The sequence below is a fragment of the Psychrobacter sp. AOP7-B1-25 genome, from assembly GCF_052376195.1.
Taxonomy (GTDB): domain Bacteria; phylum Pseudomonadota; class Gammaproteobacteria; order Pseudomonadales; family Moraxellaceae; genus Psychrobacter.
On sequence record NZ_JBQSVK010000001.1, the window covers coordinates 344169 to 358646 of the forward strand.

Below are 14478 nucleotides of genomic sequence, written 5' to 3' on the forward strand. Positions count from 1 at the left end.
ACATAAAAAAGCCGACGAATATGTCGGCTTTTTCGTGTCTAATTTTTAGCATACGATTGGAAATAATAGAGATGTATACTTCTAGTAAAACAACCATAACCTAACGGTTAGATGTCAAAACCTGCCCACGGCAAATATCGTCGCTCGCATCTAAAGGTGCGTACTGCTTATAGTAGTTGGCTATTGACTTCTCTAATGCTACATTGGTCTGTGAGTCATTTGTATTGACATAAGCTTCGCGGGCCTGCTCAAGCCAACGGTCTGCCATGCGAAAATGCATACTAGATTCACGCCAGCCGCGCGCGCATTGATTGGTGGCTGCCCAAATCAAAGCCACTTCACTAAATGCCATCTCGCGCGGTGCTGATTTTATGCCATCATCGTCTTTTAATGCACTTAGAGTTGCCCACAGATCAGGGCGCATTAAGGCAGAGGTAGTAGGGATATCCTGATGCAAGCTCAAGTCTTTTACCGTATCACCATCTAGCGCTTGCAATATAGGCTCTGCCATCTCTAGCGCCACTTGACCAGCAGATGAACGGCTATTCATACTGTCTTGATGAATGGCATAGTTCAACCATGCTTGCGCTTTATAGGCAAAATATTGTTGAGCTGCTGTCTTGTCTTTTTGTTGATAGGGCTTTAACTGCGCTACTATACAATTTAACAGGCGCTGTTGTTCGCTTTGATATCTATAGGAGTGTGCTTGTGCCTGACTATCATCGCGGCAGTATTCAGCCATGCTAGTAGAATTGGCTATTTGAATGGACTCACTCTCAGCTATAGCAGGCTGCATGAAGGTTAACGAAAACAAGGCTGGCAATGTAACGCATAATGAGCGCTTGATATGTGCTGCTTTGATGGCTGAATCAAACATGGTGTAAACCTTATGTTTAGGTAATAAATATTGGTATTATTTACCATTACTAGGGCTGACTTAATTTTTTATTGCATGATGGACCAATTAATTATAAGACAATCGTCATACTGTCATGAGGTTGTACTTGCGATAGTATCATTCAATTACAATGCAGAGTTTCTGCTTAGACGCTGGTTCTTACGTGGATCTTCACGTTTGAATAAGTCTTCATCGAACTTAAAGCGCAATCTAAAGTAAGCGCCTTGCTGAGTGCTATCGTCATAAGCAATATCTTCATCTTCAAAGCCCATGAAGTTATAACCAAGTGATAACCAAAGGTTGGTCATTGGGCTATAACCCACTTCTGCACCAAGCATATAAGTCAAGTCATTCGCCTGATCGTTCCAGTACGTACCGGCTTGCAAACCGATATCCCAGCGCTCACTGATGTCATAAAGACCGCGGCCATAGATAGCATGAGCCGTATTGTCACTGGTTAGGCCATCTGCTTCATATTCTGTGTACTTACCAGCATAACGGCTAGACAATGTTAATGGACGTGTAGGGTGATAGTTGCCATTCCAAGACCATACAATGGTGTCTTTTTGATATGCATCATCACCAGTATTATTATCATCCAAATTGTATTCAAGCTTTGCAAGCATGTCTAGTTGGTTACTATCGTAATCACGATAAGCAGCACCTAGCTGAAAACGATTGATAGTACGAGCACCATCACTATAGTCAGTGCGTGAGTAGATATCTTTTGCTAAGAAAGTAACCTCATCAGTATAGCGATAGGCAATACCAGCACTACCAAGTAAGCTATCACTTGTTTCGCCCCAACGTTTTTCGATGCGACCTGAGGTTTTGTAGTCCTCTTTAGCAAGATATTCAACGCCTACACCGATAGCTGTTGCAGTGTTGTTTTCTTCACCTTCAAGAGACTCAACACGCTCAAACAAGGTATTTAAAGTTAGGCCTTCTTGCACATACCATTTATTCTTTAGACCAATCGCTGCTTCAGCTTCGCGAGCGCTAATGGCATCGCTCATGCGGTATTCGCTATATACTTTACCGTCTTTCATGTAATTCGCATCAAAACCAAATACGGTACGTTGACGCTCATCCGTATCATCAAGACCATAAGTACCAGATAGGCTATTGATTAAATCATGACGTGCGTATAGTCGACCCAATTCTCCGAGCGCTGTTTCACCACCGATAGAGGTTGCATTACGTGAGCTGTTTTCGATATCTTGCTCATACTCTGCAAATACCAAGCTATTATTTAGCTTAGGCAGACGAGAGGTGATACGAGCACGAACTGTCGTACCTTCAATGTCTTCTTCAGCGCTACTAACACTACTCAATGCTGATTGATTGATAATGTCATCATTGAAGAGAGTGTCGTCTGTAATATCTAGTACATCTGTTGCTGCTTGAGTATTACGTGAAGCTGCAGTCGCATCTTGTTTGTAATAACGAACACCGATTTCGCCAACAATGTTTTCACTCAAACGCTGCTCTATACTTGCTTGGATACCCTCGATAGTTGCTTCTGTTGTATGATCTTCTGTGCGTACACCTTCTAGCTTCAGCGCGGTTTTCTTATTATCTAACTTATGAGTAACTTCTATACCAGATTCGCTACGTCCAGCCGTGAGCGGTGATGCACCAGTGACAAAGCCTTCGTCAGCATCATTATAATAAGCTTTGGCGCGCGTGTTTTTCTTATTGTCAAAATCAATCTCAAGACGCAGTGCATTGCCTTCAACATTGCTATCATCCAACTCTGTAGTGTTGATCTGATTGCTTGATTGAAAGTTTGGGTCTTCAGCTTTATTCATCGCGTATTCGGCGACCAATTTTAGCTGGTCATTGAATTTAATAACACTATTGACGCTAGCAAGCTCTTCTTTATTAAGTGGGTCGTCACTGTTGATGTAACTACCGCCAATAGCGACTTTGTTGGTCAGCTGTTGTTTGGCAGCGATACCACCAACCAAATACTCTTCACCGCCCTCATCAACTTCTACTGTCACGCGAATGTAGATAGGGTTGCCTTCAATGTCTTGGCTAGCAATTGGTGAAGTCAAAAATAAGCTACGGCTGATAGGGTCAATCTCATAATCAGTAAAGCGAGTAAGCGTCTCACGATTGATAATAAGCCCAGGGTTATTGGCGTCACGAGTAATAACTTCAACGGTTTCAGAGTTTTCTAATACCGCATCAAAGTTTTCAGCCAATGGATATGGACCTGAAATACCTAGGCCACGAGTTTCATTAACACGCTGGCTAGTACTGGTCTCCGCCAAGAAAGCAGTAATACGAGTATTGCTGTCTTCATACTGGGTTTTTAGACCCGTTAAAGTACGATTGTATTGACCAAGCTTGATACCTTCATCGTTATCAATCTGTGTTTTTAGGTCACCATACATGGCAAACGAGCGACCTTTGTCAAGGCGCACATAAAGCTTGCTGGTAGACTGTGCATCGAAGCCTTTGGCTGATGAATCACCGTATACAGGATAGTATTCGCCAGGATCGATATCACGGAACAATCGATCGCCTTTCTTATCGCTATCGTAAGCAAGGGTCAATAGATAATCGCCGCGTACTTTTCCTTTAAGGAACATCGCAGCACGACCAGATGCTGTGTAGTCGTCATTACCAGCAAAATCATTTAACTCTTGCTCAAATGCCCCTTGAGCATCTGTAATACTGCCACCATCGAAGTCTTTTAGGGAGATAGCACCTTCTACAATACCAACAGCGATAAGTGGACGTAATTGCGCTGTGAACTGTAACGGAATCACTTGCTTGCTGCTACCAGTGTCAATGACTAGCTCACCTTTACCTGGTGCACTTGGCGCTGTCACAGGTATTAACAGCTCGCCACCAGATACGATGACTTGAGTACCAGCTTGATCTTTACTGCCATCTTTTAGGTTAACTCGACCGATATTGGTATCGATAGTAATCGGCGTTGATGCCACATACGGACGGCCATCACGATCTTTTAGGCTGATAACGACTTGGTACTCACTAATACCATCGGCTGGCACTAACTGTGCCTGAGTACGATAGTCAATAGCTTGCAAGCTATCTGGTGTTAATACTTTAATGGTTTGTTCAGAAATGATCTTGCCATTTATATCTTTGGCGACACCACGTAAGGTGTTATTGCCACGCTGCAAGTCGACAGCGTAATAATCAAAAGCGGTGACATTTTGTTTTTCTTGCTCGGCTGTTTTACCGATCTGTTGTTCTGATACTGCTTTGCCATTGGCATATAGAGTGAATAAAGAGCCAAGTGGTGCTTGTACCTGCACTATTTGTTTGTAGGTGCTAAGCTGTTGGCCTTCACTGAGGTTAATAAAGGCAACATCGTTATTAGCTACTTCCTTTAAGTACTCTTCGAGCTCTTTCTCTACAGGCTGTGCAACAGTGGTAACCGCCATATCAACACGGTTATCTGCTGGATTTACCATATCATTGACGATAGCAGAGTCACAGTTGTTGCCAAGATCTAAATCACCATTGATGTTACAGCCGCTCGCATCAACATTATCAGTATTGTCAGTGTCATAATCTGGCTCAAGGGTCAGCTCAGTCTTGATAGCCTGCTCAAGGGTATCGTTTTTAGCACTCACTGATTTACTACGAGCGATTAGCTCCGCGTTCAGACGCTCAGTACTATCCGCCATACCGGCAACTATTGCAAAATCTGCACGGTGCAGTTCGCCATATTTCAAATCAACAAAACGGCTGCCAGCGTCACCTGCATTGCGATTGCTTTGGGTTACTAGCTCTGTTTCTCTAGGAATGGTAGTACGGTCGACTTTCAGTACGTGTGTTTTGGCGCTGATACCATAGAAGTTATACTTACCTTCAGGGTCAGTCACAACGAAATTACCGTTTTCCATATAGATACGGACACCAGCAACACCAAGCTCGCCGTCTTCTTTTTGTTGGATGCCATCGCGGTTGATATCATGATAAACCTTACCAATGATAATACCATCAGTATTCATCACACCGCGTTCTACATCAATCTTCCACTGTGCTTCTCTTGAACCAACGCTTTGACCTTGGTCGTTTTTAGCAATGGCCGTTGCGCGGTTGATACCATCGCCGCCTAGTGCTGAGGCACCTAGAAGTACGCGGTAAGTGATTTTTTTACTTTCGCCAGTGGCCATAATACCCAAGTCTAATACCTGATATTTACCATCAGATCTAAACTCAGTAGTCTGTGCTTGGTTGATATCGACATTCGTTGTTGGACTAACACTCACACTACCATCCACGTAATCAAAACCACGTGGTAATGCATCTTTTAGCTGTACGTCGTAAGCAGTAGCGTTACCGTTGTTAGTGATATTAATAGTATAGCTAACATAATCACCAAGCTCTGCACTCTTGACATCGCTTTCTTTAGTGACAACCAAGCTTGCACTATCGTCGATGATGTTAACTTGAGTGTTTAAATCATCAATACGTACAGTAAAATCGCTATTACTTGGTAGCTGATCAGCATCCGTACCAACGGAAGGATCGATACACGCTTCTAAACTGGCAGTCAAAGTATCATTGGCGAGTGTTTGAATAAACTTGTCATTAATAGCATTGGCGTTGTTTTGTGTCGGTGCAGTTAGACGATACTTACCAGTGTTATTACCGGTTTCGATTCCTTTGAGAGAATAAGTATCACCTGTTGCAGGAGACTTAACAGTAATCCATACTTGATCAGGCTTGTCAGATTGTACATTACATTGCGCATAGCTTGCATCTATATAGATGTTATCGCCGATTTGTGAGGTGGTTTTGGTACCGTCAAACTGAGGCGTGGTAAAGTTGATTTCAGGCTCAACAATAACCAGTCTATCAATTGCCTCAACAGCTGCTATTGATGGGTCTTCTAGTATGATAGCACCAATCTTTACATCGGCGGTATCGCCATCTGCACCGTTGGCATCTGATAGAGCTTGTACGATAAGCTGAATACTTTCACTCTGACCAATCTTGATCTGAGCGCTCAGGTTATCGAGCATGATTTGTCTGTCTTCTGAATCCACTTCACCATTGTTATTAAGGTCTTGATAGACTGTTAGATTAGAAACAGTTGGCGATATGGCAAGTGTTAACTCGACAGTTTGATCACTATAGCTCGTATTGCTCAGTACGTTGACCCAGCTTACTTGTGTATTTGGCATGACCGTAAGTAGAGCTTGCTGAGTCAAGCTGATACCGTATTCAGGTAGATCTGATACTTTGGCTTCTACCTGATTTGAAACGCCGTTTTGTTTGAGAGACTCAACATCATAACCTACGTTAGCAATGTTATTGATAGTTTGTACAAGAGTATTTGGCGCAGCAAAAGCCATATTTGATTGCATAAGCAACATTGCAGCCGTCAGCGCAGAGATCTTCGCTGTATGCAACGTGGTACGATTAGACGGTGTCATGATAGATAGAGTCATATGTCGCTTATCCAATAAAATATAGAAAAATAGGGTAGTACCTCTCTAGCTTGGCTAATCAAAATCGATTAGGTCAAACTAGAGGGTTTTTCTATGAATAGCATTTACTATTCATAGATTGATTAAATTATTTATTGATTAGTACCAGTTTGTGAAGGTTTTGCAGAGAATACAACGTTAGCGGTGGCACCAGCATTTACTGTTGCAAAAGTAACCTGTATTGTCTGGCCAAGTGACTGGTCAGTTGCCGTCGGAGAAGCTGAAAAACTATTGGCTTGATAAGTTAGTGTAGATGCTAGAGTATCTGATACGACAAGATTATTAATAATTCTAGTGCTATCAGTAAAAGTGTTTTTAGCTTCTAATTTATAGAAGATACATTGAGCAGCACTTGCTGTTAGATTTCCAGTTACCCATGCAGCCGAGTTAAAAGCAGGACTTGCACTACAACTATCTACTATTTGATATTTTGCTAGATTGACACCTTGCATAGTCGTAGTAGACGTTGTAGACAACGGGTTGTCGCCTGTACTAGTAGGCGCAGCAGTACCGTTAACTGGACCTTTAGGCTGTACAATGATAGTTAGAGTCTCAAAATCGCCTATGTTGTTTACGTTATCTGTTGACGAGTTTGGATCATTGCTGCCTTCGCCTGATGTGGCAACTTGCACACCAATTTTGACGCTTTCGCCAGGAGCCAGACCTTTACGAGTGGTAGTACTGCCTGTTACGAAAGGAGTAGCAGCGTTCAATTCGTAAATACCATTCACACCGACAAGTTCAGTTTCACCGGTATCAAATACACCATTGTTATTAGCATCTACGTATACACGTGCGATACTGATATTAGGATCATCGATAATGCCATTGTTTTTAGTTGCAGTCGGTTTTATAGACAGTTTGACAGCACTATCGTTGTCCCCTGTTCCTGCTGCTTCTGTGATATCAGTACCGTTGTTTGTGATGGTATAAGTATAAGTATTAGCAGCCTTGTTATTAGTTGCAGGAGTGATTAAAGCCACTTCTTTGTTTACACCCGGAGTAATGGCAATAGCACGAGTCTGATTAGTCGTTGTCACGGTTGCGTTCGTATTGTCATCTTTACCTATTGTAGGCGTAGCTGTATTTTCATAAGTGCTATCTGTTAGACCACCCGGCGTCACACCATCATCAGATCTATCAATGATATCAGGAGTATTAGCGTTTACATCACTATTAGTATTGTCTCTAACAACTGCATAGTTAGTAAATAAGCTATTAGTTGTTGCATCAGTTGCCTTTTTCGCACGGAAAGTAACCGTAATAGTTTCGCCTACTTTGATGTCTTGACCAGCTACAGTGACTGTTTTGTTACTGTTTGAAAGAACAGCCGTACCAGCCGCACTACCGTTAGATGTTGCAACAGTAGGCGCTTCATAGCTTGTTTCTCCTGATGCTATCGCTACCAAACCTGATGGTAGATCATCTGAGATGCTAATTGCAGTACCGTCGAGATTACCTTCGTTTTTGACAGTAATAGTGTAGTCAACAAAAGCACTGGTATTATTTAAGTCAAAGTTTTTGTTACCAAGGTTGGTCGTAGCTGACTTGGTAATCGCATAGATAGGTGTCTTCGTTAATGCGTTATCAGTGTTGACAGCTGTATAAGTAGTAGAAGCAGTGTTTGCAGGCTTAGACTTTAAATAAGTACTTTCAGCAGTAACCGTAAGGATACCGTTAGCATCAGCAACACGCTTAGTGTCAGATTGAGCAGTAATTGTGATTAGAGCTTTTTCACCTGGCGCTAATGCAATTGATTCATTATTAGCAATAGTGATTTCATTACCAACGTTAGTACCAGCAGCATTAACCTTTTGATACTTTATGACACTATTACTAAGGTTGTAATCAAAGTTATCACCAACTGCATTAGCAAGCGTTATTTTATAAGTGTCGTTAACGTTACCACCGTTAGTTAGTGTATGAGTGAAGTCTACTGTTGAGTTTGCTTGTGCGTTGATAGGACGGTCTTTACCAAAATCATCATCTTTTTTATCATCCACTACGGTTGAAACTAGAGAAAATGACCCTGTTTCAGTAACATTTACTGTAACTACGTTTGACTCTGCAGTCTGTGAGGCATCACTACCTGCAACTTTATAAGAAGCTGTCGCTTTGTTAGTAACATTGAAAGAGCCTGAAGTGCCGCCAGTAGGGGTCGCAGCATTCGCGCCAGTAGATAGACCCATAACAGCCGCAACACCGACAGCAAGCACACTATAGTTAAAAGTATTTGATTTCATGTAATGCTCCAAAAGAGATGATAAGGACTTAGATTAAAAAGTAGAGTTTTGAAAGAGTTGAGGCTTAATAGCTACTGAACTAATTAACAGTGGTATTAAGAGCAACGGCTGCAGACTTCTTGGCTGGTAGTAGCTTAATATTCCAACGTAACGTACGGTATTCAGAATATGGAACCTTGACCATTTTACCGTCTACCTTGCGCATTAATGGCATATCAGCGTAGTTTTTACCATCCGTGCTGGCTTGTGCACTTGTAGGAGCTGACTCACCAGTGAATGTCATATTAGTAGGAATAGGCAGAGTTACCATCAGGTCATTAATATCTTTATTGATGGTATTGGTGTAAGTTGCTTTATATTGGATTACTGTACCTGCGGGTGCAGTACGTACTGGTGTGTAAGTCGTTTTACCTTCCGAGTTTTTTACGACTTGATTAGACGTTAACTCCATTTTTAGAGCATCTTCGGCATGAGCGACGTTTAGTAAACAAGTAGATGCTAAAACTGCTAATAGAGCATTGTGTAAAAGTTTAAAACGCTTCATATATAATCCTTTTTTAGATCAAGGTTATCGATGATAACCAATATAAATATTACGATGGAGTGGCTTGTAATATAGTATTAGCTGTACTCACAGCTAACGTTTCTCCCTCTTTTTCTTATTGTCACGTAATTAATACAATTATTCATCATAAAAACGACAACTGGTATTTTGACGTATATAAACGGTAAAAGCCCTGTCTGGTTAGACAGGGCTTTTATTAGGTTAGAAAAATCAGTCTTAATTTAGAGTTGCAAGAAATAACTGCTATTGAGAGTTCGTAATAGTTCCGTATCTTGTATTGAAATAAAAATCACGCTTAGATCTCGCAGGTAAAACAAGAGGCTTAGTACGAACTATACCGTTATCACCTATTTTTACGCTATTTGCAGCGTAATCAGAATCGTTAGTAGTAGAAATTGGTAATGTTAAAAATGAACTTACGACAGCATTTTCTTTCCCTTTTTCTTGTAATTTATCTTGCATTGTAAAATCGTTTATACTTAGGTTAGAGCGGTTAGTAGCAGTAATTCTATAGGCAATACATTGTCCAGGTATGAGGTTGCCATTGATACTACTTTCGCTAAAGCCTTTTGTAGGATCTGAATTGTCAGTAGTGTTTAGAGCAGTCGCAGTGTAGTTGATTGTTGATGGGCAATTATTCACATATTGAGATTTTCTAAGTACTAACGCTGCATTTTCTGCAATTACCCTGCCAAAGTCATTATTCGGATAATTATATTTTGTTGCAGAAAAACCTACATTTCTACTTTCGTTACTGGTGCGAATAGGATAGGTACTGCCAGTACGACTCTCTACCAAGCAAAGGTTTGTATTATTAGCTAGTGTCGTTTTAGGAATACTAATTTGATACTCGCCGATAGGAGCCTTTTCTCTAATAACAGATTGTGTCGGATAAGTCGTAGATGTACTAGAACAATTGGCTAGGCGTACTGTACTACCTGCGATACCAGCTTCGGGTGCGGTAGGATCATATATACCATTAAAAAATTTAGGTTTATTAGTATAGACACTACTAGAAGAAGTGATATCTGCATTATCTTTGTTAGCGCTGCTTGCAGGAATGCCACCATTATCGTCAAATACTGTACCAGAGAATATGTATTGAGGAACATAGCAGTAATTGTCTAGTCTGAAGAATATTTGCTGATTAGTTGAGTTGTTGTAACTGGTACGATAGTTGGCATTCGAGTAACGAATTTTAACCGAACTAACGGGCTCTGAAAATTGTACAGAACCTTGGCACGCTGTATCTAGGTTAATACCTGGGCATTCGGTACTAGTATTAGTATTAACAGTATATAGCCCAATCCCCGTAGTGTTTGGCCTAGCATCTCTGAACGCACGGATATTTGATCCTGACGCTTGTACTGATTGAAAAGCTCCATCTATGGTGCTACCACTTGCAGTAACTCCTGTAAATAAAACATAGTCATCAAAAGAATTATTGGCATTATTAGCGTAGTCAATATCAAAAGCACTAAGCGCGACATTAGTCAAAAATATTGGTTGTTCTGTAATGCTATTACGAAAATCTAAATTGACAGAGGTAACAGAGTTTACAGATGGCCAATCACGAATAATATTAAATGCGCTATTACTTCCTATGGTTGCTGCATTAAAGCTACCATTAGTAGGAGGACCATTAGTCTCTGATGTAGTCATCCTAATCTGTAAGGGAATACTACCTACTGCATTGCCTGCAACAGTGACATAGTTATTGCCTGCAGATGCCAAGCTTGAATAATCAGCATTAGTTAAGCTGCTTTGAGAAAAGTCAGAAGAACAGACAGCGCCAGGATTCGTTGCAAGCGCATGAGATGAGGCGCTTAACGATGACAGTATTATAAAGCCTGTTAAACTCAGTATTTGAGTTTGATATTTACTGAATGAAAAAGCATTCATGACGTTGGGGATTTTTTTAGCTTTATACATGTCACCTTCCTAGGAATCAAAGTTGCCCAATTAATACGGTAGCTAACTATATTTATACAAATATATCAGTATGAGATACTAATAAGTAATTTATCTTAAATCCAGTTCAAAGTTACCAATGGTCGATTTAATACGACAGAGAGCATAAGCTAGTCATTTAATTACAAGCAACTATCTCTCATGTAAAGGAACAGGTGTCTACTATCGTCATTTTTAAAAAAATAATCATTATTTATTTAAAAAATACTTGTTATTTTTTCATTTCTCTACAGCCATAAACAACTGGGCTGTAAACACTTATAATGAAATGTCATAATCAATCAATGATTAAACGGATAGTTATAACATTATGGATTGTTTAGAAAGTGTGTTGATTTGATGCACTGGCTGACACGAAGTAATACTATTTTTATAATCGAGCTGTATGTCATCGCATAAAACAACGGAATGCTTAGACGTAGCAAGGATGTCATAGGTAAACCAATCTCTCATCACGTATTATTAAACGAAGCCCTGCCATTAGGTAGGTGTGACTGTTATAAAAGGATTAACAAGAATGAATTATTATAAGGATGCTGATAGCACCGAAACGCAGGAATGGCTGGCAGCCTTCGAATCTGTGGTCAAACACGCAGACAAGGACCGTGCTCAGTTTCTTCTGAAAGCGTTATACAATATGGCAGTTCAAGAAGGGTTACCATTCAACAGACTAGACACCGCGTACGTCAATAGTATTGCGGTTGAAGATGAGCCAATGTACCCAGGCGATTTGGGCATGGAGCGTAAGATACGTGCTTTGATTCGTTATAACGCACTTGCCATGGTCATGCGTGCCAATAAGAACGATGATGATTTGGGTGGTCACTTAGCGACATTTGCTTCTAGTGCGACACTTTATGAAACGGGTTTCAATCATTTTTTCCGCGCGGCTAGCGATCACTTCGGTGGTGACATGATCTATTATCAAGGTCACTCAGCGCCAGGTATCTACGCCCGTTCTTATCTAGAAGGTCGTTTGACCGAAGACCAACTTGATAACTTCCGCCGTGAAGTGGGTGGTAAAGGGTTATCAAGCTATCCGCATCCATACCTAATGCCTGATTATTGGCAGTTCCCAACAGTATCGATGGGACTTGGCCCAATCATGTCTATCTATCATGCCCATGTACATCGCTATATGGAAAACCGTGGATTGCTAGAAAAAGAAGGTCGTAAGATTTGGACTTTCTTAGGTGATGGTGAAACTGATGAGCCAGAAAGCTTAGGGGCAATTTCTCTTGCTGGTCGTGAGAAGTTGGACAACCTAATATGGGTAATTAACTGTAACTTACAGCGTCTTGATGGCCCAGTCCGTGGTAACGGCAAGATCATCCAAGAACTAGAGTCAGTATTCCGCGGCGCAGGCTGGCGTGTGATTAAAGTCATCTGGGGTGGTAACTGGGATTCACTACTTGGTAAAGATCATACGGGTGTGCTCAAACAACGTATGGAAGAAGTGGTAGATGGTGAATATCAGCTATATGAGGCGCGTACGCCTGAATTTACTCGCAAAGAATTCTTTGGTAAGTATCCAGAGTTAGAAGAAATGGCAGATGCGTTGACTGATGAAGAAATTTCACGTCTGAACCGCGGTGGCCATGATCCAGTCAAAGTTTACGCCGCCTTTAGTGAAGCAATGAAAACCAAAGGCCAACCAACTGTTATTTTAGTCAAAACCGTTAAAGGTTATGGTTTGTCTACTCAAACGCAAGCCGTTAATAAATCGCATCAGGTCAAAAAGCTTGATCAAGAAGCGTTAATGTATTTCCGTGATCGTTTTGATTTACCATTTACTGATGAGCAGTTAGAGACTCTACCATTCTATCGCCCTGAAGAAGGCTCAGCGGAGATGAAGTATCTGAAGGGTCGTCGTGAGTCGTTAGGTGGTCATTTGCCTAACCGTCGCAGCGGTCATATTCCACTAAATATCCCTGAATTATCAATGTTCGATCGGGTATTAAAAGGTAGCAACGGTAAAGAACAATCTACGACAATGGTGTTTGTACGCTTGCTATCTGCAATGCTAAAAAACAAAGACATCCAAGATCGCGTTGTACCAATCGTACCTGACGAAGCACGTACGTTTGGTCTAGAAGGTATGTTCCGTCAGCTAGGTATCTACTCGGCTGTTGGTCAAAAGTATACGCCTGAAGATAGTGAAGCATTGATGGGCTATAAAGAAGCTCTCGATGGTCACATGTTGGAAGAAGGTATCAACGAAGCAGGCGCAATGAGTACTTGGATTGCGTTGGCAACTAGCTATTCTGTAAACGCGTTGCCGATGATTCCGATGTATATCTATTACTCAATGTTCGGTTTCCAACGTGTGGGTGATTTGGCATGGGCGGCAGGCGACTGTCAGGCACAAGGCTTCTTATTAGGTGCGACAGCTGGTCGTACGACACTTAATGGTGAAGGCTTACAGCATCAAGATGGTCATTCACAGATTCTGTTTAATGTGGTGCCAAACTGTGTCAGTTATGATCCTTGCTTTGGTTATGAGTTAGCTGTTGTCATGCATGATGGCCTACGCCGTATGTATGGTGAAGGCGAACGCGTTTATTATTACTTGACCTTGATGAACGAAAACTACGAGCAACCTGCCATGCCAGAAGGTGCCGAGGAAGGTATCAAGCGCGGTATGTACTTGCTCGAAGATAATGGCTCAGCACAAGTGCAGCTATTAGGCTCTGGTGTTATCTTACGTGAAGTGCAAAAAGCATCACAGATACTAAAAGATGAGTTCAACATCACCTCTAATGTCTGGAGCGTGACTAGCTTCAATGAGCTGACTCGTGATGGTATGGATTGTGACGACTACAATCGCCTACATCCAATGGATGAAGAGAAAGTGCCTTGGGTTACTGAGCAGTTAGCGCCGCACGAAGGTATCGTGGTTGCAGCGACCGATTATATGCGTAACTACTCTGAGCAAATCCGTGCTTGGTTACCAGACAACCGTCCTTATACCACTTTGGGTACTGATGGTTATGGCCGTTCTGATACTCGAGAAAACCTACGTAGTTTCTTCAACGTTGATGCTGCACACATTGTAGTGGCAACGCTTAAGCGCCTAGCTGATGAAGGTGAAGTTGAAATGCGTTTGGTTAAAGATGCGATTTCGAGCTTAGGTATCGATGTGGATCATCCACCTGCATGGCAACAGCAGGCTTACTATGATCAGTCTCCAGATGCACCAGCACCAGGTAACGTAAACCCAAATCCTGTACCTGAATTTATCGCTGAAGATGATGATGAGATTAGTGATGAAGATCAAGCAGATGCAAATGTACTTGATGATAAAGATGTCAAATAATA

6 protein-coding genes are annotated in these 14478 nt (G+C 41.5%); 1 reads left to right on the plus strand and 5 read right to left on the minus strand.

The genetic code is table 11. The annotated features are described in order from the left end of the window. Positions 1-100 precede the first annotated feature (100 nt). The 5 genes from ACT3QR_RS01360 to ACT3QR_RS01380 form a co-directional block, all read right to left on the minus strand. Positions 101-877 (minus strand): hypothetical protein, encoded by a 777-nt coding sequence (locus ACT3QR_RS01360; protein WP_444519596.1) that lies wholly within the window; start codon positions 875-877, stop codon positions 101-103. Positions 878-1023: 146 nt separating this feature from the next. Beyond that, entirely contained in the window at positions 1024-6342 is a 5319-nt protein-coding gene (locus ACT3QR_RS01365; protein ID WP_444519597.1) for an SdrD B-like domain-containing protein, read from the minus strand. 131 nt (positions 6343-6473) lie between these two features. After that, positions 6474-8624 carry a beta strand repeat-containing protein gene (locus ACT3QR_RS01370; protein WP_444519598.1) on the minus strand — a complete coding sequence of 717 codons (2151 nt, stop codon included), beginning with the start codon at positions 8622-8624 and terminating at the stop codon, positions 6474-6476. Between the two features lie 79 nt (positions 8625-8703). Next, positions 8704-9168, minus strand: a complete 465-nt coding sequence (locus ACT3QR_RS01375) for a hypothetical protein (RefSeq protein ID WP_444519599.1) — start codon at positions 9166-9168, stop codon at positions 8704-8706. Positions 9169-9432: 264 nt separating this feature from the next. Next, complete coding sequence (locus ACT3QR_RS01380; RefSeq protein WP_444519600.1) at positions 9433-11121, minus strand: hypothetical protein; 1689 nt, start codon at positions 11119-11121, stop codon at positions 9433-9435. Between the two features lie 556 nt (positions 11122-11677). Between ACT3QR_RS01380 and aceE the strand changes: the two genes are divergently transcribed. Continuing rightward, positions 11678-14476: a pyruvate dehydrogenase (acetyl-transferring), homodimeric type gene (aceE, locus tag ACT3QR_RS01385; RefSeq protein ID WP_444519601.1), complete on the plus strand. Its 2799-nt coding sequence runs from the start codon at positions 11678-11680 to the stop codon at positions 14474-14476. Positions 14477-14478 lie beyond the last annotated feature (2 nt).

Bases quoted from the DNA above. Each gene is read 5' to 3' on its own strand.
- ACT3QR_RS01360 (WP_444519596.1), bottom strand. From the start codon at position 877: ATGTTTGATTCAGCCATCAAAGCAGCACATATCAAGCGCTCATTATGC.
- ACT3QR_RS01365 (WP_444519597.1), bottom strand. From the start codon at position 6,342: ATGACTCTATCTATCATGACACCGTCTAATCGTACCACGTTGCATACA.
- ACT3QR_RS01370 (WP_444519598.1), bottom strand. From the start codon at position 8,624: ATGAAATCAAATACTTTTAACTATAGTGTGCTTGCTGTCGGTGTTGCG.
- ACT3QR_RS01375 (WP_444519599.1), bottom strand. From the start codon at position 9,168: ATGAAGCGTTTTAAACTTTTACACAATGCTCTATTAGCAGTTTTAGCA.
- ACT3QR_RS01380 (WP_444519600.1), bottom strand. From the start codon at position 11,121: ATGTATAAAGCTAAAAAAATCCCCAACGTCATGAATGCTTTTTCATTC.
- aceE (WP_444519601.1), top strand. From the start codon at position 11,678: ATGAATTATTATAAGGATGCTGATAGCACCGAAACGCAGGAATGGCTG.